Origin of the sequence: Streptomyces zaomyceticus, from assembly GCF_014656215.1 — a bacterium.
In the GTDB taxonomy this organism is placed as follows: Bacteria; Actinomycetota; Actinomycetes; order Streptomycetales; family Streptomycetaceae; genus Streptomyces; species Streptomyces zaomyceticus.
In genome coordinates this window covers 43,250-66,269 of sequence record NZ_BNBZ01000008.1, presented here as the reverse complement: position 1 = coordinate 66,269, position 23,020 = coordinate 43,250, and the positions used below count along the sequence as shown (strand labels likewise).

Sequence of the window (23,020 nt, the reverse complement as noted above, 5' to 3'; positions counted from 1 at the left end):
CATGGGCCCATGCGCCTCATCCCGTCTCCTCGACCGCCGATCGGTTTCAAGGGCCGTCTGCACGATGCCCGTACCGCGACGGTGATCGGTCGATGGCTCGGGCTCGCCGTCGTCGCCTGTTTCGCGACCGGCGTGCTCAGCCATGTCCTCCAGCACCCGCCCGTCTGGCTCGTCGACCGGCTGCCGAGCCGCCCGCACTGGGGCTACCGGCTCACCCAGGGGCTGCACGTGGCCTCGGGCATCGCCGCGATCCCGCTGCTCCTGGCCAAGTTGTGGGCGGTCTACCCCCGGCTCTTCGCCTGGCCGCCGGTCCGATCGGTCCGGCACGCGCTGGAACGCCTCTCGGTGGCCGTGCTCGTCGCCGCCGGGATCTTCGAGCTGTTCACCGGGCTGCTGAACACCTTCCAGTGGTACCCCTGGCCGTTCTCCTTCGTGCCCGTCCACCACGCCGTCGGATGGCTCCTGGTGGGAGCGCTGCTGCTCCACGTCGCCGTTCAGTGGCCGGTGATCCGCGACCACTTCACCCGCCGCTCACCCGGCACCCTCACCCTGCCCGCCGCCGACGGACCGGACCGTCGTCAGCTGCTGGCGGCCGTCGCGGCAGGAGTCGGGGCCGTCACGCTGACGACGGTCGGCCAGTCCGTCACCGCGCTCGGTCCGCTGGAGCTGTTCGGCCCGCGTAGTCCGGACCACGGGCCGCAGGGACTGCCGGTCAACCGCACGGCAGCCGCAGCACGTGTCACGGAGGCGTCGCTGACGGGCTGGCGGTTGAGCGTCGACGGTCCGCGCCCGTACAGCCTCACCCTGGAAGAACTGCACGCGATGGCGCAGCACGAGGTGACCCTTCCCCTCGCGTGCGTGGAGGGGTGGAGCAAGTCCGCCCGCTGGACGGTGGTACGGGTGCGCGACCTGCTGGACCGGGCGGGAGGCAGCCCGGACGTCGGGTGCCGGGTGGTGTCACTGGAGGCAGCGGGCGCCTACCGGGTGACGGACATGGGCCGCTCGTACGCACGGGACCCTCTCACCCTGCTGGCGTTGGGCCTGAACGGAGAGGTGCTCTCCCTGGACCACGGGTACCCGGCGCGGATCATCGCCCCGAACCGGCCCGGAGTGCTCCAGACCAAGTGGGTCGGCCGACTGGAGGTGCGGTGATGGCGTACCGGTACGTGGTGGGCGGCGGTGGACTCGTCCTCATGGGCTTCGGGGGCGCTCTGCTGCTGGAGCAACCCGAGCCGTGGCGTGTCGCCGTGTGGCTCGCGGGCGGTGTCCTCGTCCACGACGGGCTGATCGCCCCGCTCGTCTTCGCCTGCGCCGCGCTCGCCGTGGCGGTGGGTCCGCGTCCCCGCGGAGTTCCGCGCGCCGCGCTGGTCGTCGCGGGCTCGCTCACCGTGATCGCGCTGCCGCCGCTCCTGCGCCCCGGGGGTGTGGCCAATGCGACGGTGCTGCCGTTCGACTACGCACGGAACTGGCTGCTCGCGATGGCGGCCGTCGCCGTGCTCACGCTCGTGTACGCCGGGGTGCGCGCTCTCCTGAGGCGGGCGGTTCGGCGGCGCTGATCCGAGGGCGACGCGGAAGGGGGCCGACGCGTGTCCGCGTCGGCCCCCTTCCGCGTCGCGTGGTGGTCAGCGGCGCAGTCCCACGAAGCTGCGGCCGGCGGCCCGCCAGGTGAGGGAGCGGGGCCAGCCGGCCTCCCGGGCCTCCGCGCACAGGGCCCGCGTGCCGAGCCGGGCCCACCGGAAGGGCCCCCCACGGCCGCCGCGGCCGTCGTCGACGTGGACCTCGACGCGTTCGTCGACGTCGACGGTGGCCACCTCGACCAGCAGGGAGCCGGACGGTGAGGCGAGTCGGGCGGCCCGGCGCAGCAGGGCGGCCGGGTCGCCTCCGATGCCGATGTTGCCGTCGATGAGCAGCACGGTGCCCCAGCGGCCCTCACGGGGCAGGGGGTCGAAGACCGATCTGCACAGGGCGCTGCCACCCGCACGGACGGTGCGGGCCACCGCCTCCGGAGTGACGTCCACGCCCAGAGCCCGGTGTCCGCGGGCGGCGAGGGCGGTGACGAGCCGGCCGGGTCCGCACCCGACGTCCAGGACGGGGCCCTCGCAGCGGTCGAGGACGGTGGCGTCGGCCTCGTCGGGTTCGGCGCACCACCGCTCGACCTCCAGCGGCAGCAGCCAGCCGTCGTCCCGTCGCAGGTAGAGGGGGCCCCGGCCGGTGCGGAGCGCCTCGGCGTACGGGTCGACCCGCCAGGCGAGGGCGGGCTCGGCCAGTTGGGCGGTCACCGCGCCACCGCGCACAGGCAGTCGTGGAGGGTGGCGAAGCGCGTACCGGGTACGGCGGCCGCGACCAGCGCCGCGTCGGACGGGGTGTCCACGTCGCACAGTTCGGGCAGGTCCCGTACCGTCCGCCCGGACGCGGTCAGCCGCCGGCGTTGTTCCCCTCCTGTGGACGCCATCGACATGGGGACGCCGAGGAGCAGCGCCGGGTCGGGCTCGGCCAGGCCGAGCGCCCAGAACCCGCCGTCGTCGGCCGGGCCGAACCAGGCGTCGGTCTCGCCGAAGTCGAGGCCCTGGGCGAGGAGACCGGGTGTGATCTGGGGCGTGTCCATGCCGATGAGCAGGGCGGGTCCTCCGACGTGGGAGAAGGCGGCGGCCAGTCGGACGTCGAGCCCGCCGGCACCTTGCGGAACGACCTCGATGCCCTCGGGCACCCAGGACCCCGGTCGCCCGTCGAGGACCAGGACACGCCGATCGACGGGGGTGTCGAGCACCGTCGCCAGCGTGTCCTGGAGGGCGGCTCGGGCCAGTTCGGCGGCTTGCTCCGGGGTGAAGTGCGGGGTGAGGCGCGTCTTGACCCGACCTGCGACCGGCTCCTTGGCGATGACGAGGACGGCGGTCATACGGCGACCTCCCCGGCCGCGACGGACGGTGCGCCGGGCGGCTCCGCGAGGACCCGCCGCATGTCGCGCACCGCCTGCCAGGTGCCCCGCCAAGTCCCGGTGACCTTCGACTTCCCCGACCGGGGCAGGTAGGGGACATCCGTCTCGGTGACCCGCCAGCCCGCGTCGGCGGCGCGCACGACCATCTGGAGCGGGTAGCCGCTGCGCCGGTCGGTCAGCTCCAGCCCGAGGAGGGGTTCTCGGAGGGCCACCCGCATCGGCCCGAGGTCGTGCAGCCGCAGCCCGGTGCGGTGACGCAGCATGCGCGCGAGGGCGAGGTTCCCGGCGCGTGCGTGTGCGGGCCACGCCCCTCGCCCCTGCGGGCGTCGACGCCCGAGCACCAGGTCGACCTCGCCCGATGCCACGCGCGCGGCCATGGGGGCGAGCAGGCCGGGGTCCAGCGACGCGTCGCAGTCGCAGAAGCAGACCACGTCGGCCCGGGCCGCGAGCAGCCCCGCGTGGCAGGCCGCACCGAAACCACGCCGGCTCTCGTGCACGACGGTCGCCCCGAGGCTTCGGGCGATCTCCGCGGAGCCGTCGGTCGACCCGTTGTCGACGACGATGGCCCGCCACCCGGCGGGCACGCGCCCCAACACCCAGGGGAGCGCTTCTGCCTCGTCGAGGCACGGCAGGACGAGGTCCGCGCGGGGCGGTGAGCAAGCAGATGAAGTCACCCTCCACACCGTAGGAACCGAGAGGCGGGAAACGGCCCTTCCAGTCCTTACGAAACGCGGACGCCATCCCGGAGCACGGGAACGCGCACTGCGTCCGCGCCCAGACGGGTGACAACCTGGAGCCATGGCAGAGAACGATGGGGAGAGTGCGTACGAGGGGCACCGGGCGACCGGCACTGGCGAGGCCGGTGCCCTGGGCGGTGTTCTCGTCGTGGACGACGACCCGACCGTCTCGGAGGTCGTGGCCGGATACCTGGAGCGGGCCGGTTTCGCGGTGCGTCTGGCGGCAGACGGGACGGCCGCGCTGCGCAGCGCAGAAGAGCTCCCGCCCGACCTCGTGGTGCTCGACCTGATGCTGCCCGGCATGGACGGACTGGAGGTCTGCCGCCGAATCCGTGCACGGGAGACCGGCGCACGGCCGGTCCCGGTCATCATGCTGACCGCGCGCGGCGACGAGGACGACCGGATCCTGGGCCTGGAGGTGGGGGCGGACGACTACGTGACCAAGCCCTTCAGCCCGAGAGAGCTCGTCCTGCGGGTGCGGTCGGTCCTGCGCCGGGCGGCGGCCGCCGCTCCGGCCGGTGAGCCGCGCCTCGCCGCGGCGGGTCTGTCCTTGGACCCGGCGGCGCGTCGGGTCACCAAGAACGGCAGGGAACTCGCCCTCACCCTGCGGGAGTTCGATCTCCTCGCCTACTTCCTGCGGCACCCGGGTCAGGTCTGCGACCGGGAGCGGCTGATGCGGGAGGTCTGGGGCTGGGACTTCGGAGACCTGTCCACCGTGACCGTCCACGTGCGCCGGCTCCGCGGAAAGGTCGAGGACGACCCGGCGGCCCCGCTACTGATCCAGACCGTCTGGGGCGTCGGCTACCGCTTCGAGTCGATGCGGCCCACGGAGGCCGCAACGGCCGTCGGGAGGGCGGCCGTCCATGCGTGACCTGCTGCTGATCGTCCTGTACGCCCTTCTCGGCGCGGGCGCCGCCGGCCTTCTGGGGGGCGTGGCGCTGCGCGTGCTGAGGCACCGGAGCCTCGCGGTGTCCCTCGCCGTCGTCGCTGCCGTCGCCGTGGCCGCGATGCTCGCCGGGACGCTCGCCGTGGCGTGGGCGATGTTCCTGTCCTCCCACGACCTCGCCGTGGTGACCACGGTCGTGGCGATGGCGGCCGCCGTGTCGCTGGCCACCGCGCTGCTCCTCGGCCGTCAGGTCGTACGACGATGCCGGGAACTCGTCCGCGCGGCCCGCGGCTTCGGGGAGCAGGGCACGTTCTCGCCACCGCCCGTACCCGCCCCCGCCGAGTTCCAGGCCCTGAGCCGCGAGCTCGCCCTCACCAGTGAACGCCTGGCCGCCTCCCGTGAACGCGAGCGGGCCCTGGAGACCTCCCGGCGCGAGCTCGTGGCCTGGATCTCGCACGACCTGCGCACCCCACTGGCAGGTTTGCGCGCCATGTCGGAGGCGCTGGAAGACGGCATGGCCGCCGATCCCGCCCGCTACCACCGGCAGATGCGCACGGAGGTCGACCGCCTCAACTCCATGGTCGGCGACCTGTTCGAGCTCTCCCGCATCCACGCCGGCGCGTTGTCCCTCAGCCCCACCCGGATGTCTCTCTACGACCTGGTCGGAGACGCCCTGGCCGGCGCCGACGCGCTCGCCAGGGAACACGGCGTGCGCCTGGTGGGCGAGAACGTCGCACCGCTCCCGGTGGAGGTGGACGGCAAGGAGATGACCAGAGTTCTCGCCAATCTCCTCGTGAACGCCATCCATCACACTCCCGCCGACGGTACGGTCGCGATCGCCGCCGAACGCCGCGCGGCCTCCGTGGTGCTCTCGGTCACCGACGCCTGCGGAGGCATTCCCGAGGAAGACCTCCCGCGTGTCTTCGACACCGGCTGGCGCGGCACTCCGGCACGTACTCCGCCCTCGGGGGCGGGCCTCGGCCTGGCAATCGTCCGGGGCATCGTCGAGGCCCACGCGGGCCGGGCCGACGTCCGCAACGTCTCCGGCGGCTGTCGCTTCGAACTGACCCTGCCGGCACCGGCGGGGTAGGGGCCGGGAACCCCACGGGAGGTCCCTCACCCCACGGGGACGTCCCTCAACCGGATCGCCCCGCGCCGCCCTAAGGCTGCCGGGCGAGCCCGGCCTCCCGCAGCGCCGGGCGTGCCGTGCCGCCGGAGAGTTCGGCCATGCCCTCGGCGAACGCCACCGCGGGGCGCCAGCCCAGCTCGCGGCGCAGCCGCGCTGAGTCGGCGGTGATGTGCCGGACATCGCCCAGCCGGTACTCGCCGGTGACGACCGGGTCCGGGCCTCCGCACGCGGTGGCCAGCGCCTGAGCCATGTCGCCGACGGTCCTCGGATCGCCGCTGCCGACGTTGTACGCGGCGAAGCCCGGCCCCTCCGCCAAGGCGTCCAGTGCCACCGCGTTGGCCGACGCGACGTCCTGTACGTGGACGAAGTCCCGCCGCTGACCGCCGTCCTCGAAGACGCGCGGCGCCGCGCCTCGCGCGAGCGCGGACCGGAACAGGGCGGCCACGCCCGCGTACGGGGTGTCGCGGGGCATCCCGGGGCCGTAGACGTTGTGGTAGCGCAGCGAGATCACGCGTCCGCCGACCGCCCGCGCCCACGCGGCTGCCAGGTGCTCCTGCGCCAGCTTGGTGGTGGCGTAGACGTTCCGGGGGTCCATCGGCGCGTCCTCCGAGACCAGCCCCGGTGCCAGGTCGGCACCGCAGTCCGGGCAGCGCGGCTCGAACCGGCCGGCCTTCAGATCGGCCTCGGCACGCGGACCGGGCCGGACCACGCCGTGCGCGGCACACGCGTACCGTCCCTCGCCGTAGACGACCATCGACCCGGCGAGCAGCAGCCGCCGCACGCCGGCATCCGCCATCTGGGTCAGCAGCACCGCCGTCCCGAGGTCGTTGACCGACACGTACGCGGGTGCGTCGCCGAAGTCCTTGCCCAGGCCCACCTTGGCCGCCTGGTGGCAGACCGCGTCGACCCCGGCCAGGGCTCTCCGCACGGCGGCGGCATCCCGTACGTCCCGCCCTTCCTCCGTCATGTCGAAGACCACCGGGTCGTGCCCGCGTCCGATCAGCTCGGCGACGATGTGCGAGCCGATGAAGCCCGCTCCTCCAGTCACAAGTACGCGCATGCCCCGAAGCTATGCCGCCCCGGTCCCGGCGAGGCGGCCGGCGTGCCGCGCGTCACGGATCCGTAAGGGATGCTCGGCCTTCTCTGCCAGTCCCAGGCGTGCACTCCCCACCGCTGTGCATTCTTCCCGGATTCTCCCCAGCCAGGGGCGCTCAGTGAGAGGCGCCGAGCCCGGATTACGGCTCGTCACGGCAGCTGCGCGCGGTCATGCCGAGGGGCTGCGAAGGTCATGCGACCTGCAAGCCCCACGCCTGGTCCTCCTGGTCGCCCGGCTCTCCGGTGAACTCCACCAGGAGGAGGGCGGAGTCGTCTTCGGACGGGGCGTTCGTGAAGTCGGCGACGTCGGTTCGGATGCGGCTGAGGGCTTCTTGCGGGCTGCCCTGCTTCAGCAGTGGGCCCGCTCGCTCGCTCACGGGGTAGAACTGCCCTTCGCTGTTCCGGGCCTCGCTCAGGCCGTCGGTGTAGAACAGGAGCCGGTCCCCGGCGTGGAGGGTCAGCCTCGTCACGCTGTCCTGGACGGGTGCCGCAAGGGCGCTGAGGCCGAAAGGCGGGACTGTTTCGTCCGCCTCGACCGAGCTGATCCTGCCGTCGCGCGTGAGCAGCAGGGGCGGAGGATGGCCGTGGTTGAGCATGAGGAGGTGTCCGGCCGGGCTGATCTGGGCGAGGATGCCCGTGACGAACCGCTGGCCGTCCGTTCGGCGGTCCAGTGCCGCCTCGATACGGAGGCCGAGCTCCGTCAGGTCTTCGAGTTCGTGGCCGGCTTCGCGGAACGCGGCCAGTACCACCGCCGCACAGCGTACGGTCTGCAGGCCCTTGCCCTGGACGTCGGCGATGACGAGGCGCACGCCATGGGGGGAGGGCATGGCCTCGTACAGGTCTCCTCCGACGCGGGTGGCGCGACTGGCGGAGAGGTAGGAGGCTCCGAGGCGGACCGGGCCGATCTCCGACGGCAGAGGGACGAACAGCACGTCCTCCAGCGTCCTGGCCACTTCTTGCACGTCCACCAGACGGCGTTCGGTCTTCTGCCGGGCCCATGCCGCGTACACCGCCGCAAGGGTGACGTAGACGATGGCGACCAGCGCGACGTACATCCGCAGCGCGCCGAACCGGTCCGCCTTCGCGGCGAACAGGAGGCAGAGGGCGATCGCGATGCCACCCATCGCCACGACGTTCCGGACGGGTCCGCGCGCGGCGGCGATCGCGGGACCTGCCGCGTACACGGGCAGCAGGTTGAATTCCGAGCCGGTGGAGGCGTCCACGACCGCGATTCCGAGCATCATGGCCAGCGGCAGCGCACTGGGTGACCGCCCCACCGTTCTTACCGCTCGGCGCCACTCGGTCACCAGACCTCCCGTACGATCGAAGACTCGAAGTTTAAGGGTTGAAGTGTCGATATGGGGTAAAAGTCCGATCTGGGTGGTTGGGTGCCAGCATAGAAAGCGCGTGTCGCGCCCGCGATACGGAGACGGGACCTCGCCAGGCGTTCAGCGCCGTACCCATCCCCGTTCGTAGGCGTGCCAGCCGAGCTGCATCCGGGTGGAGACCTCGGCGACCTCCATCAGCCGCTGCAGCCGACGCTGGACCGTGCGCAGCCCGAGCCCCAGGCGGGCCGCTACGGCGCGGTCGGTGAGTCCGGTGAGCATCAGGGACAGCAGGAGGAGGTCGGTCTCGTCCGGGCCCTCGGTCTGCGGCTCCACCTCCACTTCGCCCGACGCCGACAACAGCAGGGGACGGGCCGACCTCCAGACCGCCTCGAAGAGGTTGAGCAGCGCCTCGACCGTGCCCGGAGCGCGCACCACCACGGAGGTCGGCTCATCGGCCGGACCGGCATCGCGGCGCAGCAACGGCATCAGCGCGGTGGAACGGTCGGCCACCACCAGCTTGCACGGCACCCGCTCGGCCACCCGCACCATCTGGGTGCGCCCCAGCGCCGCGGAGAGCTCGGCCGTCGTCGACGGTCGGTCGAGAGCGGCCTGTTCGATGATCACCTGGTACCTGACCCCGCGGGCGGTGGCGTGTTCCTCGGCCTCGTGCTCGTCCTCCCGTACGACTGCCGGCTCCACCGTGACGAGGGCGTGCAGCTCATGCCGGGCGCCGTACTGGATCTGCTCGAACCGGTTCCGGATCGCCTCCGCTCCGGTCACCACCTCCAGCAGTCCCGCGCGTTCCTGCCCGGCCACGGACCGGCGGTACTCGTCGGCGAGGGCGGCCACCGTGGACTCCGCCTGCTCCAGGGCATGGCGCCCCGCGGCGAGGGCGGGGCCGAAGGCCAGCCGCGGCGGTGCGACCACATAGGCGCCCACCTGCCCGACATCACGGGACACCATCCCGCCGTTCTCCAGGCTGCCGAGCAGTCTTCCAGCCTCCCGTGCGTCCAGGTTCAGATGCCGGGCCACCTCGGGGGCCGTCGCGCTGCCCAGCCGTACCAGTACCCGGTACACCCGCTCCTCGTCCTCCGGTAGACCGATGGATCCAAGCATGGCCCTCTCATCTCCCTCCGCTTCCGCTTCCGTTCCGCGAACATCGCGGTCTCGAAGGCCATAGTGTGACGCAGCGTGCCGAGGCGGGCACAGGCGCCCCAGGCTCAGCCGGAGTCGTGTGCCCCGGCCAGGCCCTACGGCACATGCGCAACCGGCACTTCGGCGGGCCGTGCGGTTCGAGGACTGCGCGAGGAGGGTGTCGCCCTGGTAGAGCGCCGTCTTGCTGGTGCCGGTGTCCAGCAAGCCGGACCGGTCGACGGCGCCGCCGTCGGAGTACGGGGTGACGGACAGGGTGAGGTTGTTGTTGTCACGGTAGGGGCCGCGTAGGCGCTGCCGACCGCGGGGTGCCGGACCGGTGAGAACCAGCTGGTGGTGTAGCGCTTGCCTGCCGCGTAGTTCACGATCCCACCGGAGACCTGCTGCACTCCGCGTGTGTCCGACATCGTGTGGCTCTCGAGCCAGGTGGCGCCACCCTCCAGGTGGTCCGCCCAGTCGGTGCGGACCACCGGGTAGCGCTCTTCCAGGGTGAGGCCGACGGCCGCGCCGTAGGCGGGGACGTCGTAGCGGGAGCCGAATCCGGCGGTGGCGCGGTCCGAGTGGAAGCTGTTGACGACCTTCGCCACCGCATTCCGGACCGGCCGATGAACTACGCGCCCGACGCGGACCGTGACCCCTGCTGCGGGACCCGGTGTGCCGGGCCCCGCAGCAGGGCGGGAGACGCCTTCGGGAAGGTCGGGTCACGGCGGCACGCGCGCCGTCGCGGGGGCGACGCCGTGGTGATCCGGGCCCGTACCGTCCGTGATCAAGGGCCCGAAGTCAGGTGCTCAGCGCACCTCGTAGGCGCGGACCAGGGTCTGGGTCACCCCGGCCCCGTCACCGTCGCGAAGGGTCACCCGCAGGTGCACGAAGGTGCCCGCGGGCGCGTCCGCCGGGAGCGTCGCCCGCCAGGTGCCGCCCACGCGCGCCGGCCGGGCCGGCTGCCAGGCCGTGACCGACTCGACGGCGCTCTCGTCGCCGTAGGCGTACTCCAGCGTCGCACCTGCCAGGGAGACGGGGCCGTCGGCACCGTCGATCACGGCGCCCAACCCGATCGTGGTCGTCACGCCGGCCGGCCGGCTGTTGCGCAGGTCGCTGGGCACGTCGACGACCGGGACGAGCAGGCGCTGCGCGCCCTGGTCGGCGGCGGCCGACGAGAACGTCCACTCCGTGCTGTAGGCCAGTCCCGTACGGGCGGTGGCCGAGGCGGGGCGCCGCCACGCCTGGCGGAACGTGATCTCCGCCTTCTCCTGCGGCAGCGTGACCAGGCCGGCGGTGGGGACCGCCGCCTCCCCGTTCACGAGGAGCTGCCGGGCGTTGGAGTCCCTCTGCTCCATCGTCGAGTCGTGGCCGCCCGCGTCACCGACCGGTGCGAGGGCGTACGAGAGCCGGTTGCTGTCCCGGGTCATCAGCGGCTTGGCGTAGGTGTTGAGGACCGGACCGTAGGGCGACTTGTACCAGTCGGCCGTCGCCCGGCCCTTGTCGACCGTGTGCGGACCGTCGTAGGCGGTGCCACCGTTCGGTCCGAGGTTCCGGCGCATCAGCGTCGTCCAGGTCAGGCCGTCCCGGCCCGCAGGTGTGAAGAACTCGGTGCGGGTCTGCGGTGCGCGCAGCGCCAGCGTGGTGCCGCCGGCCCAGACCGAAGGCATGCCGGGCAGCCCCAGCTGGACGTCGGACCAGTAGATCGCGTCGGTGGTGCTCTGCACGTGGTACCGGGCGTCGCGCACGGCGAGGCCGGAGTCGCGGACCCGTTGGGTGCCCGGCCGGATCGCGCCGTGCGTGACGGACGCCAGGTTGTAGACGTACGGGCTCTTCGCCCTCTCGGTTCCGGACCAGCTCACGGTGGCCGTGCCCTGCTCGGCCCGCGACTTGAGCGCCAGCGAGTCGGCCCAGGTGATGGTGGCCTGCGGCACGCCCTCAGGACCGGACATCTGGAACCGGCCCTCGGTGTCGGGGACCGCCGCGAGTACGCCGACGGCTCCCGCCTTCTCGGCCGCCTTCGCCCATCCGTAGCCGTTTCCTCCGGCGACGCCGGCGTCGACCAGGGCGATCCTGCCCGTCAGGTCGTGGGCGGCGAAGTTCTCGTCCGTGCCCTTGCCCACGGCGACGACCTCGGCCGATCCCTTCCCGTCGAACTCGGTGGCCGTCTGCAGCGGAAGCGAATCGAGGACCCGGCCCTCGGACGACTTCAGCACCGCGAGCGGGGCGACCTGGCGTGCCGACGCGAGGAAGGTGAGCCGGTCGTCGCCGGAGACCCGCTGCACGTACAGCCCCTGCGTGTAGGACGGCACCGCCGCGACGTAGCCCGCTAGGAGCTTCCTGCTCTCGTCGATGCCGAAGGTAGTGCCGAGCGCGAATCCGGCCGGCCGGCTGGGCCGGTCGGTGTCCCAGCCCACCGGCTGGGCGTCCCGTGCGTCGAGCGTGACGACGGTGTCGCCGGACACCTTCACCTCGGGGTCGTACAGCTGGGACACGGAGGCGACGAGGCCGACGTCGCCCGCCGCGTCGCGCGTCATGATCACGCCGCCGAGCGCGTACGTGCCCAGAGGCACCCGGATCGTGGTGCTGCCCGCGTCCGGGTAGCCGAGGGTGTACCGCTTCGCGGTGTCCCGGTGGTCGTCGTACAGCTGGAACGTCGACGGGGTGGCCGCCGGGTCGCCGTGCCGGTCGAGGCCCTTGACGGTGAGGTCGGCGGACGGCTCCTCCATGTGCACGCCGAACGGGACGGTGACGCGCGTGCCGTGGGCGCCGATGCCGACAAGGCGCCCGGTGACCGTGCCGTAGTCACCGGCGTCGAGGCGGGCGGACGGGGTGATCCGGACCGGGACGTCGGCCGTGCCGTTCGCGGGGACGGTGACGGCGTGCCGGGCCGCCCTCGCGAAGCCGGCCAGCCGGGAGCCGTCGTCACCGCGCACGTCCCGCACGGTCAGGGCCAGGGTGACGGGCCTGTCCGTGATGTTGGTCAGCGTGACCGGTTTCTCGACGGCTTCGAGTGAGGCCTGCGGGTACGCGAAGTCATCCAGCAGCGAAGCGGGTTCGGCGACCACCGGCTGGGTGATCGCCCGCGCGACGTCGAGCGGGCCCGACCCCTGGTCCAGGACTGGCGCACCGGTGCTCGCCGCGGAGGCGGTCAGCAGGCCCTTGAGGCGGGCCGGGGTGAGACCGGGGTGCTGCTGGAGGAGCAGCGCCGCGCCGCCCGCGACGTGCGGGGTGGCCATCGAGGTACCGGACATCGACTGGTAGGCCAGCTCGCCGCGGCCGCCGGACCTCGCGGCGACCACGTCGACACCCTGCGAGGCGATGTCGGGCTTCGCGGTCCTGCCGTCCGCGGAGGGACCGCGGCTGGAGAACGACGCCGTGCCGTCCTTGCGGTCGACGGCGCCGACCGTGAGCGCCTTCGAGGCGCAGCCGGGTGTGGACACGGTGCCGCGCAGCGAGGCGTTCCCCGCGGCGATGACGAACAGGGTCTTGTCGCCGAGCTTCTGCACCGCTTCGACGTCCGGGCCGCCGCAGCTGGTGGCGCCGTCCGCGCCCAGGGACATGGAGACGATGTCGGCGCCCTGGTCGACGGCCCACTCCATCCCGTTCACGATGCCGCTGAGGCTGCCCGATCCGTCGTCGCCGAGCACCTTGCCGATGAGCAGGGAGGCCCCGGGTGCCATGCCGGCGTAGCGGCCGTCGGAGGCGGCGCCGGTGCCGGCGACGGTCGAGGCGGTGTGCGTGCCGTGGCCGGTGCGGTCCTTGCCGTCGGCTCCGTTGACGAAGACCTTGCTCGCGGCGATCCGGCCGGCCAGATCGGGGTGGCCGGCGTCGGCGCCGGTGTCCAGCACGGCGACCTTCACTCCGGAGCCGTCGAGCCCGGCGTCGTGCGCGCGGGTGGCGCCGGTGAGCGGGACGGTCGGGGTGCCGAGGGCCGGGGCGGCCGTGCCGCGCACCTTGGCGTCCAGCCAGATCTTGCGGATGCCGCCCGTGGCCCTGGACCGTCCGTCGCGGGGGGCGAGGTCCTTCCACGCGTCGGCGGCGGAGGACTTGGCGACGGAGAGGCCGGCGCCGCCGATGGATTCGAGGCTCGCGGTGGTCCTCGTGCCGGGGGTGGCGCCGCGGGGCGTGCGCCCGCCCTCGTACGCGACGACGACGGGGAGCGTGTCGGTGTGCGCGTCGTCGTATCCGTCGGCGACGAGCCTGCCGATGTCGAACAGCGCTGCGTCGACCGTGCCCGCGTCGACGAGCTTCTCGGTGCCCTCGGGGAACACGTAGGTACGCGTGCCGTCCTGCCAGACCGCGGCGGGGTGGTCGGTACCGTCGGTGGTTCGGGGGGCCGCCGACAGGACCCGGCCGTCGGCGTCCACGCGGGCGTCGACCATGTCACCGGTGATCAGTGTGACGGTGACGGACCGGCCGACGGACGGCCGGTCAGGCGTGAAGGGGGCTGCGGTGGCATCGGCCCCGTCGTCGGCGGTAGCCGCGGGGATGCCGACGCCCAGCAGGGCGACGACCGCGAGTCCGGCGGCCGCCGGCCGCCATGATCTGCTGCGTCTCACAGGTGTCCTCCGGGTGGAGAGAGGGGTTCCGGCGGGCAACAGCCTCATCAATGTCTCGGCCGTGTAGGGGAATTGGAGGTGGCGCATGATGTCCTGGCGCACATCCGCCAGCCCGGTGGCGCCCCCGGATACGCCACCCGCCAGCCGGACGGGGCGCTGACGGCTTGACACGGGGGGAGCCGTCGGCGCCCACTCCGCCCGGCGGGGCGAGAGGCTCGTCGGTCGCCGCCGGTCCGCGAACGCGGGGGCTGTGTCCCCTGCCGGCCACGGCTCGGATCACCCTACGCACGTGGCGAGTTGATGCCTGTCATGTATCCGCCACGAATACCGGGCGTTAGGCGGCGCTCCACTCGGTAGACCGGTGACCACGACCTCCCGGCAATCCCGCGGAGGTCGTTCGCGTGACCGCCGAAGTCCCGGCTCCCGCCGTGGACCCGCCATCCGAAAGGCCACCCATGCTACGCTCCGTCCCCCGCCGCAGACGGCGGTACACCGCCGCCGCCCTCGCGGTCGGCCTGACAGGCTCACTCCTGAGCCTGTCGGCCCTGCCCGCGCAGGCGGCCGATGTGCCGCATCCGCTGGGCACATCCGTGCCCGACTCCCCCAAGAAGGCGCTGGCGTCCGCGAAGGACAAGCTCGGCTCCCATGACCGGACGCTGCTGCAGAAGGCCGCGAGCGGCAAGAAGCGCACCGTCACCGTCCTGCTCGCCACCGGCGAGGGCGACACGAAGGCGCTGCGCGCGAAGATCGCGGACATCGGGGGCCACGTCGGGAAGGCGGACGACAAGCTCGGCTACGTCCGGGCGACCGTGCCCACCGGGAAGGTCGCCGCGCTCGCCGCACTCGCCTCGGTGCGTGCCGTGGACCTCAACGAGACGTACAGGATCCCCGATCCGTCGCCGGTCACCGCTGCCGACAAGAAGGCAGTGAGCAGGACGGGCTCCCCCGCCGCGCCGGGCAAGGGCACTCCGGCCGACAACCCGTACCTGCCCGTCGCGGAGACCGGTGCCACCGGCTTCACAGCCGACCACCCTTCCTGGGACGGCCGCGGCATCACGGTCGGCATCCTGGACACCGGCGTCGACGCCGCCCACCCGGCCCTGCGGACCACCACGACCGGCGAGCCGAAGATCCAGGACTGGGTGACGGCCACCGATCCGGTCGCCGACGCCGACCCGACCTGGCTGGAGATGCGGCTGAACGTCACCGCCGTGAACGGCACCTTCCGGTACGGGGGCGTCGACTACCGGGCGCCCGACGGCTCGTACGAGTTCCAGATCTTCGACGAGGACGGGACCTGGGGCGGCGAGCTCCGCGGCGACGTGAACCGGGACGGCGACTACAAGGACCGGTTCGGGGTCCTCTACCGGCCGTCCGACCACCGGATCTGGGTCGACGCCGACCTGGACCGCGCCTTCGGTGACGAGGACGTCGTCCGGCCGTACGCGCAAAGTGGCACGTGGGGCACCTTCGGTACCGACGACCCGGAGACGGCGGTCGTGGAAGCGATGCCGTTCACGGTCGAGTACCGGGACGACGTGGACCTGTCGGCGCGCGGTGGAAGCAGTGTCGGCAAGACCGCCGACTTCGTGAACATCGGCATCGTCTCGGGTGCCCACGCCACCCATGTCGCCGGAATCACCGCGGGGCACGGGCTGTTCGGCGGGAAGATGAACGGCGCCGCGCCCGGCGCGCGGATCGTCTCCGAGCGGGTCTGCCTCTTCGCCTCCGGGTGCACCTCCTACGCCCTCACCGAGGGCATGATCGACGCCGTGGTGAACAAGGGGGTCGACGTCGTCAACCTCTCGATCGGCGGGCTGCCGGCCCTCAACGACGGCAGCAACGCGCGCGCGGTCCTGTACAACCGCCTCATCGACGAGTACGGCGTGCAGATCGTCTCGTCCGCGGGCAACGACGGCCCCGGCATGAACACCGTCGCCGACCCTGCCGTCTCCGACAAGGTGCTCGCGGTCGGCGCCTCCGTCAGCAAGGACACCTGGTGGGCCGACTACGGCTCCAGGGTCCGGGCGCGCCAGTCGCTGTTCCCGTTCTCGGCGCGCGGCCCCCGCGAGGACGGCGGGATGAAGCCGCAGGTCGTCGCACCGGGCGCCGCCGTTTCCTCCATACCGACCTGGCTGCCGGGCGAGGGCGTACCGGACACCGGCTACGGACTCCCGCCGGGATACGGCATGTTCAACGGCACCTCGATGGCCTCACCGCAGGCTGCCGGGGCCGTCGCCCTGCTGCTGTCCGCGGCGTCCCACACCGGTCTGAAGGTGTCCCCGGCGGCGCTGCGCACCGCGCTGACCACCTCGGCGAAGTTCCTCGACGACCAGCCTGCCTACGCACAGGGCGCCGGGCTGATCTCGGTGCCGGCGGCGTGGAAGCTGCTGGCGAAGAACTCCGAGCCGACCGCGTACGAGGTGAAGGCACCGGTATGCGGTGTGCTCGCCGGGCTCCTACCCACGCCGAAGTCCGGCACCGGGGTGTACAACCGCTGCGCACCCGGTGATGGCGGGCAGGAGCTCCACCGCCCCCGGACGTACTCGGTGGAGCTGATCCGCACCGGCTCCGGCAGCCGCACGGCCGAGCTGTCGTGGCTGGGCAACGACGGTACGTTCAGCGCACCGCGCTCGGTGGAGCTCGACGAGGGCAGGGCCACCACCATCGGCATCCGCGCCCGGGCGAAGTCCTCGGGTGCGCACTCGGCGCTGCTGCGCGTCGACGACCCGGCCACGCCCGGCGTCGACCGTCTCGTGCCGGTCACCGTCGTGGTGGCTGCCGACCCGGCGAAGCCCTCGTACGCGGTGTCCGCCATGGACGCGGTGGACCGCAACGCCACACAGTCCCTGTTCGTAGCGGTCCCGGACGGCGCGGCAGCGCTCGACGTGGACCTGTCCGGCATCGCCGACGGCAGCCAGACCCGCTTCCTGGCGATCGACCCGCAGGGCATGCCGGTCGAGAACACCGCGGTCAGCCGCTGCTACACGAAGCACTCGGACCCGAAGGACTGCGCGTCCGACGGCCGCACCTACGAGCAGCCGATGCCCGGAGTCTGGGAGTTCGAGGTGGACGCACGGCGTACCTCACCGCTCCTGGAGAACCCGTACCGGCTGACCGCCACCGTGCTGGGGGCGACGTTGGATCCGGCGTCCTCGGTGATCGACGAAGCGGCGCTGCACTCCCCGGTGGAGCGGACCTTCAAGGCCGTCAACCGGTTCGCCCCGGTGACGGCGCACGCATCGGGCGGCTCGCTCGGCGGGCTCTCCGAGGCGCACCCGACCCTGGCCGACCAGCAGATGACGGGCAAACGGATCTCGGTTCCGCGGGACGCGACCCGCCTGGAGGTGAGCATCAGCAACGCCTCCGACGAGAACGCCGACCTGGACCTGTACCTGATCGGCCCGTCCGGCGGGCTGATCGCCTCCTCCACCAACGGAGGCGCCCGCGAGTCACTGGCCCTGAAGGACCCGGCACCCGGCTTCTACGGGATCTACATCGCCGGCACGGACATTCCCTCCGGCAGCACCACGTTCGACATCCAGGACTCCCTGTTCTCGAATTCGCTCGGCTCGGTGACCGTGGACGAGGCGGACCCCGTCCGCCTCGCCCCCGGAAAGTCCATACAGATCCGCGGCCGTCTGGCCGCGGACACCGCGCCGCCGGCCGGACGGCGGCTTGTGGGACGGTTCTCGCTGGCGACGGACGAGGGCACGACGCTGGGCAGCGCGGACGTGCTGCTCGGCAAGGTGACGCAGCCGCAGGCTGACGTCACCGGCTCGTTCGGGCCGGCGATGGGCTACAGCCTGGACGACGAGGGACGGGTCTCGGGTGCCAAGCAGGTGTCCAACGTGACCCGGCCGGTCCGCTGGTCGCCCGACAGCGGTGTCACGCTGCTGGACAACGCCGGCAGCGGCAGCGGATACGTGTTCGCCCAGAGCGCTTCGAGCGGTTACGCCACCGGTCAGTTGACGGTCGGCAAGGAGACGCGTGCGGCCCTCTGGAACGCGGAAGGTGAGCTCACCACACTTCCGCTGCCGGACTGGGAGGCGTACACCTTCGCCCGCGGCTTCGCCGTCAACGACGGGGGCACCGTGACCGGCAACGCCACGGGCTACGTCGAGAACCCGGCGACGGGGCGCGACCAGCAGGTGAACGACCCGTTCGTCTGGGACGCGCAGAAGGGGTACCGCAGGCTCGCGCACCTGACCGACAGCCGCTCCCTGACCGAACCGATCGCCGTCAACGACGCCGGAGTGGTGGTCGGCCACTCCGCCAAGGACGGCAAGCGGCGCGCGGTGCGCTGGGACGCCGACGGCAGGATCACCGACCTGGGCACGCTCCCGGGTATGACCGACAGCTACGCCAAGTCGGTCAACTCCGCCGGCACGGTCGTCGGCACCAGCGGCGACGACGCCTTCGTCCTGGCCCCGGGCGGCACGATGGCCCGGCTCCCCGACTTCGGCTTCGACGCCGAGGCGCTGAAGGTGAACGACGCGGGCTGGATCATCGGTACGGCCGAGACCGAGCCCGACGTGACCACGTCCGTGGTGTGGGACCCGCAGGGCCGCATGTTCGACCTGGGCGCCATGGTCGACTCCTCCCACTGGGCCCCGATCGAGGGCATCGGCATCAACAACCGGGGCGAGGTGGCGTTCTACGCCACCGACCTGAAGGACGGAGGGTCGACGAAGGTCGTCGTCGCCGGACTGCCCGGCTGATCCCCGTACGTCACGGCCGGAAGCCACACCTCGTGTGACCGCCGGCCGTGCCGGTTGCGACGTACCGGCGCACGTGCCTGTGTACCGCGCACCGACAGCTGTTCCTCCCCGTGGCCCGCTCGTCCTGGCTCTCCGCCCGGCGCGAGCGGGCCACTTCGGTGCCGGGCGAGGACGGCTCATGACATCACGGCCGCCGACGGGCCCGGGCGCCGCACGACCCGCAGCAGCAGGCGCAGCAGAGCGCCTGCTACGCCTGGGCGCGCCCAGGCTCCGGAAACGCCGTCGGCCGCCGCCCCGTGTGCACGGGGCGGCGGCCGACGGATATCAGAGGGTCACTTCACACCGAAGGCGCGGATCACCTCCTGCGCGACGGTCAGCCCGTTCGCGGCCTTGGCGGTGGCCTTGAGCGACACGAATCCGCCCGGCTTCCGCGGGAGGTTCAGCCGCGTCGTCCAGACACCTTGCCCGGTCCGGCGCAGTGCGGCTTCCTGCCAGGTGACACCGTCGTCGTACGACACCGACAGGGTCGCCGAGTCCGCGTGGACGACCGAGTCCAGCCATTGCTGCGTCGAGGCGGACAGGGTGAGTTCGACAGGGCGACCCGAGGCGACGTCGCCCGCCAGGTCGGTGTCCACCTCGAAGTGCGGCTGGAGCAGCCGCACCGGTTCCCTGCCCTCGTCGGAGGTGACCGCCCCGGAGACGAAGCCCCATTCGGAACGGCTGCGCACCGAGGTGTGCCAGTCGTCCGCGTTCCGTGCGTTGTCCATCACCAGCCGGTACGGCAGCACGTCGGCGGGCCGGCGCATCGCGCGCACCGAGCGGCCCGAGGACTGCGCGATCAGGGTGTCACCCTGGTAGAGCGCCATCTTGCTGGTGCCGGTGTCCAGCAAGCCGGACCGGTCGACGGCGCCGCCGTCGGAGTACGGGGTGACGGACAGGGAGAGATTGTTGTTGCTGTCACGGTAGGGCCCCGCGTAGGCGCTGCCGGCCACGGGATGCTGGACCGGTGAGAACCAGCTGCTGGTGTAGCGCTTGCCCGCCGCGTAGCTCACCTGCCCACCGGTGATCTGCTGCCGTCCGCGCGTGTCCGACATGGTGTGGTCCTCGAACCAGGTGGCGCCGTTCTCCAGGTGGTCCACCCAGTCGGTGCGGACCATCGGGTAGTGCTCCTCCAGGTTGAGGCCGACGCCCGCGCCGTAGGTGGGGATGTCGTAGCGGTAGCCGTAGCCGGCGGTGACGCGGTCCGAGTGGAAGCTGCTGACGACGCGCGCCAGGTCGCGGTCCGGGTCGGGCGCGTAGTTCATCGTGCGGTCCGGGATCCGGTCGGCGTGGCGGGACACCAGGTCGTACATGTAGCGGGGGGAACCCTGCGCGTCGATGACGAGTTCCTTGCCACGAGCGTCCCGGTCCAGCAGATCGGCCGCCTGGGACCGGCGGACCGAGAGCACCGGGATACCGGCTTGCGTGCTCGAGTAGGTCTCGTACAGCCTGCCCGGACGGTCGCTGAGGACGACGAGCGCCTTGGCTCCGGCGGCCTCGGCGTTGGCCACCCGGGTGCTCGGCGGCACCGCGTCGCTGCGGTCCACGATGACGGCCTTGCCCTTGACGTCGGCGTCCGCGTAGTCGGCTTCGGCGCCCGTACGGACGTACGCGGTGTGCAGGCGCAGCCGTCCGGCGACGGACGCGCTGCCGCCCTGCGAGAAGGCGGGCAGCGAGCCGTCGCCGGCCCGGTAGGTGAACCGGGGTTCCTGGAGGTTCCAGCGGGTGAGGAACGCGAAGTCGCCGTCACTCACCTTGTCGGTGGGGGTGGCCCACAGCTGGTCCGCCGCGATCGGCAGGGTGACCACGCTCCGCATGACGGTGCCGTCCTGCGCGGTGCGCACCATCTCGTACCGGGTCTCGCGCGCTTCGGTCCGCTTCGGTGTCGTGGCGCTGACCCGCCGCGCCTTCGACGCGTCCAGGGAGACCGTGGCGTCCTGCGTCAGCTTGGTCTCCGGGTCGACGAGGAAGGCCTTCGCAGCCGTGTCCGCGCCGTCGCCGGGGACATCGAGCAGGGACCACACGACGTAGTTGCCCGGCGGCATGCGCAGGGTCTTGGTGCCCGCCACCTCATACGTGTCGGTCGTGCCGGATCCGAGCCGGGCCACGTTGACCGTACTGGTCGCGGCCTTTCCGTCCTGTCCGCGCACGTCGATGGTGAGGTCGTAGCGCTCGCTCTCCTTGGCCAGGGCGAACCCGGTGTGGGCCACGACCTTTCCGGAGGCGTGGTCCTCGGCGGTCACCTGTCCGGAGAAGGTGGTCCCTGCGACCACCTTCGCCGGATCCAGCGAGAGGACCACCTCGGCGCTCCCGCCGGCCGGGACGGTGACCCGGTCGGTGGACAGGGTGTACGCGGCGTCCGAGGTGCCGGTGGAGAGGTCCAGGGTGACGGGGGCGTCACCCTGGTTGCGGTAGGTCACGGTGCGCTCGGCGACGGGGTCGTCGGCCGGGTGCGGCCATGTGTACGAGGCCGCGGCGACCGAACCCGTGGCGGTGATCCGCGCGTCGACGGCCGCGGCCACGTCCACGCGGCCGGTGCCCATCTCGTACGGCGTGTAGTCCGGCAGCTTCACGGACGTGCTCATCAGCGCGTCCTTGAGCTGCTGCCCCGTCCAGTCCGGGTGCCGCTGCTTGAGGATCGCGGCCGCCCCGGCGACGTGCGGGGTGGCCATCGAGGTTCCGGACATGGTGCGGTACATGCCGGTGGCGCCGGGGACCGCCTGTGAGGCGGCGGCGGTGATGTTCACACCGGGCGCGGAGATGTCCGGCTTGAGGCCGGACGTCCCTACCAGCGGACCCTGGCTGGAGAAGGACGCCCGCTGGTCGGCACCGTCCACGGCGGCGACGGTCAGGGCCTTCTCCGCGGAGCCGGGCGTGGAGATCGCCCCGGGGTCGTAGGCGTTGCCCGCGGCGATCACGAACAGCGGTCCTCCGTCGGCCGACAGCGCGTTCACGGCCTGGGCCATCGGGTCGGTGCCGTCGTCGGGCGTGGTGTCGCCCAGGCTCATGGAGACGACCTCGGCACCCTGCTCCTTGGCCCACTCCATGGCCTCGATGATCCCGGAGTTCTGTCCGTAGCCCTCGTCGCCGAGGACCTTGCCGACGAGCAGGTCGGCGGCGGGGGCGACGCCCTTGTGGTCGCCGCCCGAGGCGGCACCGGAGCCGGCCACGGTCGAGGCGACATGGGTGCCGTGACCGTTTCTGTCCAGCACCTCCTCACCGGGCACGAAGCTCTTGGAGCCGACGATCCGGTCCTTCACATCGGGGTGAGCGGGGTCGATGCCGGTGTCGAGCACCGCGACCTTGACGCCCTTGCCGTCGTAGCCCTCGGCCCAGGCCGCGGGCGCGCCGATCTGGGGTACCGAGTCCTTCAGCGCACCCTTGACCCGGGCGTCGAGCCACAGCTTCTTCACTCCGGCGGAGAGCGCACGGTTCGCACCCGGTGCGTCGACGGCGTCCCAGAACGTCCCCTGCCCCGAACGCCTCACCGTCAGCGCGGCGCCGTGGATGCTGTCCAGACGACGGGTCAGGGAGCTGCCCCTGGGGACGGCGGGTGCGGAACGGGTCGTGGCACCGTAGGTGGCGATCACGGGGAGGCCATCGGTGCGGGCGTCGTCATAGCCCATGGCGATCAGACCGGTGACGTCGAACAGCCGGCGGTCCAGCGTGCCTGAGGCGATCAGCGGGGCGGCCTCGTCGGGAATGACGTAGTAGTCGTCCCCGAGTTGCCGCACCTCGACGCCGCCCTCGGCGCCGTCCGCACGATCGACGGTGAGGGTGTCACGGGTACCCGGCCCGTCCGTGTAGTGGACGACGTCACCGGTGATCAGTGTGACGTCGTAGGAGCGGGTGTCCTGTGCCTGGGCGGGTGCCGCGGAGGCGGCGGGCTGTGCGGCGGCCTGCAGGGGGATGAGGAGGCCGCCGCTCATGGCTGCGGCGCAGGTGAGCGCCGCCAGCTGGCCTCGCCACCTGCGAGTCGGCCGGGGGTAACCGGATGTTGGGGCTTCGGAGGTCATACGCGGCATCCTCCGTCCTGCCGGGCGGGTAGCCGGCCTCCGCACGGTGGCGGCAAGTCGCCTGGCCACTCACCGCCAGTGGCCCGGATTCGCACCCGCCTGACGTACCTGGGCACCGCCGCGCCGCGTCGGCGAACGGTGCACGGACCCCCTCCCGGTGCGGGTCTCCCACCGGCCGGTCCCGGTCGGGCGGAGCGTCCGTCACGTCGCCTACTGCCTGGTCAGAGTCCTGGACGAGGGGCCGTCGGGCGACGTCCGTGCCGGGGATCGACAGCCGCGGGCGGCAGGGAGGCGAGCCATCGACGGCACGCGGTGGTCCCGCCGCGATCGTGCGGGCGAGGAAGGCCGGCAGGGCGCTCGGTGGCCGTCCGGGAGTCTTGCGTCGTCCGCCCCACGTGCCACAGGATCTGCCCCGCCGGCACCAGTTGCGGCACCTCCCAC

14 protein-coding genes are annotated in these 23,020 nt (G+C 72.5%); 5 read left to right on the top strand and 9 right to left on the bottom strand.

Annotated features, from left to right (window positions below):
* Positions 1 to 9: 9 nt before the first annotated feature.
* Both IE311_RS13315 and IE311_RS13310 read left to right on the top strand, forming a co-directional pair.
* Positions 10 to 1,152 carry a molybdopterin-dependent oxidoreductase gene (locus IE311_RS13315; protein ID WP_189831849.1) on the top strand — a complete coding sequence of 381 codons (1,143 nt, stop codon included), beginning with the start codon at positions 10 to 12 and terminating at the stop codon, positions 1,150 to 1,152.
* The gene (locus IE311_RS13310; RefSeq protein ID WP_189831848.1) at positions 1,152 to 1,556 is read left to right on the top strand and encodes a hypothetical protein; all 405 of its coding nucleotides are present in this window, start codon (positions 1,152 to 1,154) and stop codon (positions 1,554 to 1,556) included. The genes IE311_RS13315 and IE311_RS13310 overlap by 1 nt, the downstream gene beginning before the upstream one ends.
* Positions 1,557 to 1,622: 66 nt before the next feature.
* On the opposite strand, the gene IE311_RS13305 is transcribed toward IE311_RS13310, so the two are convergent.
* The 3 genes from IE311_RS13305 to IE311_RS13295 are packed head-to-tail and all read right to left on the bottom strand — an operon-like array spanning position 1,623 to position 3,609.
* Positions 1,623 to 2,279, bottom strand: a complete 657-nt coding sequence (locus tag IE311_RS13305) for a class I SAM-dependent methyltransferase (RefSeq protein ID WP_229901899.1) — start codon at positions 2,277 to 2,279, stop codon at positions 1,623 to 1,625.
* Complete coding sequence (locus tag IE311_RS13300; protein WP_189831846.1) at positions 2,276 to 2,896, bottom strand: TIGR04282 family arsenosugar biosynthesis glycosyltransferase; 621 nt, start codon at positions 2,894 to 2,896, stop codon at positions 2,276 to 2,278. Before IE311_RS13300 ends, IE311_RS13305 begins: the two co-directional genes overlap by 4 nt.
* Positions 2,893 to 3,609 carry a glycosyltransferase family 2 protein gene (locus IE311_RS13295; protein ID WP_229901898.1) on the bottom strand — a complete coding sequence of 239 codons (717 nt, stop codon included), beginning with the start codon at positions 3,607 to 3,609 and terminating at the stop codon, positions 2,893 to 2,895. The genes IE311_RS13300 and IE311_RS13295 overlap by 4 nt, the downstream gene beginning before the upstream one ends.
* 124 nt (positions 3,610 to 3,733) lie before the next feature.
* On the opposite strand from IE311_RS13295, the gene IE311_RS13290 reads away from it, so the two are divergent.
* Both IE311_RS13290 and IE311_RS13285 read left to right on the top strand, forming a co-directional pair.
* Positions 3,734 to 4,543 (top strand): response regulator transcription factor, encoded by an 810-nt coding sequence (locus IE311_RS13290; protein ID WP_189831844.1) that lies wholly within the window; start codon positions 3,734 to 3,736, stop codon positions 4,541 to 4,543.
* Positions 4,536 to 5,648 (top strand): sensor histidine kinase, encoded by a 1,113-nt coding sequence (locus IE311_RS13285; protein WP_189831843.1) that lies wholly within the window; start codon positions 4,536 to 4,538, stop codon positions 5,646 to 5,648. The genes IE311_RS13290 and IE311_RS13285 overlap by 8 nt, the downstream gene beginning before the upstream one ends.
* A gap of 70 nt (positions 5,649 to 5,718) precedes the next feature.
* Here the strand turns inward: IE311_RS13285 and IE311_RS13280 are convergent, their stop codons facing one another.
* From IE311_RS13280 to IE311_RS13260, 5 genes are all read right to left on the bottom strand, one after another.
* Positions 5,719 to 6,747: an NAD-dependent epimerase/dehydratase family protein gene (locus IE311_RS13280; RefSeq protein ID WP_189831842.1), complete on the bottom strand. Its 1,029-nt coding sequence runs from the start codon at positions 6,745 to 6,747 to the stop codon at positions 5,719 to 5,721.
* A 226-nt stretch (positions 6,748 to 6,973) separates the two neighbouring features.
* Positions 6,974 to 8,089 (bottom strand): PP2C family protein-serine/threonine phosphatase, encoded by a 1,116-nt coding sequence (locus tag IE311_RS13275; protein ID WP_189831841.1) that lies wholly within the window; start codon positions 8,087 to 8,089, stop codon positions 6,974 to 6,976.
* 141 nt (positions 8,090 to 8,230) lie between these two features.
* Positions 8,231 to 9,226 (bottom strand): helix-turn-helix domain-containing protein, encoded by a 996-nt coding sequence (locus IE311_RS13270; RefSeq protein WP_189831840.1) that lies wholly within the window; start codon positions 9,224 to 9,226, stop codon positions 8,231 to 8,233.
* Positions 9,227 to 9,360: 134 nt separating this feature from the next.
* Positions 9,361 to 9,849, bottom strand: coding sequence for a hypothetical protein (locus IE311_RS13265; RefSeq protein ID WP_189831839.1), 489 nt, complete (start codon positions 9,847 to 9,849; stop codon positions 9,361 to 9,363).
* A 201-nt stretch (positions 9,850 to 10,050) separates the two neighbouring features.
* Complete coding sequence (locus IE311_RS13260; RefSeq protein WP_189831838.1) at positions 10,051 to 13,803, bottom strand: S8 family serine peptidase; 3,753 nt, start codon at positions 13,801 to 13,803, stop codon at positions 10,051 to 10,053.
* A gap of 455 nt (positions 13,804 to 14,258) precedes the next feature.
* Here IE311_RS13260 and IE311_RS13255 point away from each other — a divergent pair, with 455 nt between their 5' ends.
* A complete protein-coding gene (locus IE311_RS13255; protein ID WP_189831837.1) occupies positions 14,259 to 18,524 on the top strand; it encodes a S8 family serine peptidase in 4,266 nt (1,421 codons plus the stop codon).
* A 332-nt stretch (positions 18,525 to 18,856) separates the two neighbouring features.
* Here IE311_RS13255 and IE311_RS13250 read toward each other — a convergent pair whose 3' ends face one another.
* On the bottom strand, positions 18,857 to 22,492 hold the full coding sequence (locus IE311_RS13250; protein WP_229901897.1) for a S8 family peptidase: 3,636 nt from the start codon (positions 22,490 to 22,492) through the stop codon (positions 18,857 to 18,859).
* Positions 22,493 to 23,020 lie beyond the last annotated feature (528 nt).

What these genes read in the sequence shown, in the direction of transcription:
- IE311_RS13310 (WP_189831848.1), top strand. Translation starts at nt 1,152, where the DNA reads ATGGCGTACCGGTACGTGGTGGGCGGCGGTGGACTCGTCCTCATGGGC.
- IE311_RS13290 (WP_189831844.1), top strand. Translation starts at nt 3,734, where the DNA reads ATGGCAGAGAACGATGGGGAGAGTGCGTACGAGGGGCACCGGGCGACC.
- IE311_RS13285 (WP_189831843.1), top strand. Translation starts at nt 4,536, where the DNA reads ATGCGTGACCTGCTGCTGATCGTCCTGTACGCCCTTCTCGGCGCGGGC.
- IE311_RS13270 (WP_189831840.1), bottom strand. Translation starts at nt 9,226, where the DNA reads ATGCTTGGATCCATCGGTCTACCGGAGGACGAGGAGCGGGTGTACCGG.
- IE311_RS13250 (WP_229901897.1), bottom strand. Translation starts at nt 22,492, where the DNA reads ATGAGCGGCGGCCTCCTCATCCCCCTGCAGGCCGCCGCACAGCCCGCC.
- IE311_RS13255 (WP_189831837.1), top strand. Translation starts at nt 14,259, where the DNA reads ATGCTACGCTCCGTCCCCCGCCGCAGACGGCGGTACACCGCCGCCGCC.
- IE311_RS13315 (WP_189831849.1), top strand. Translation starts at nt 10, where the DNA reads ATGCGCCTCATCCCGTCTCCTCGACCGCCGATCGGTTTCAAGGGCCGT.
- IE311_RS13280 (WP_189831842.1), bottom strand. Translation starts at nt 6,747, where the DNA reads ATGCGCGTACTTGTGACTGGAGGAGCGGGCTTCATCGGCTCGCACATC.
- IE311_RS13300 (WP_189831846.1), bottom strand. Translation starts at nt 2,896, where the DNA reads ATGACCGCCGTCCTCGTCATCGCCAAGGAGCCGGTCGCAGGTCGGGTC.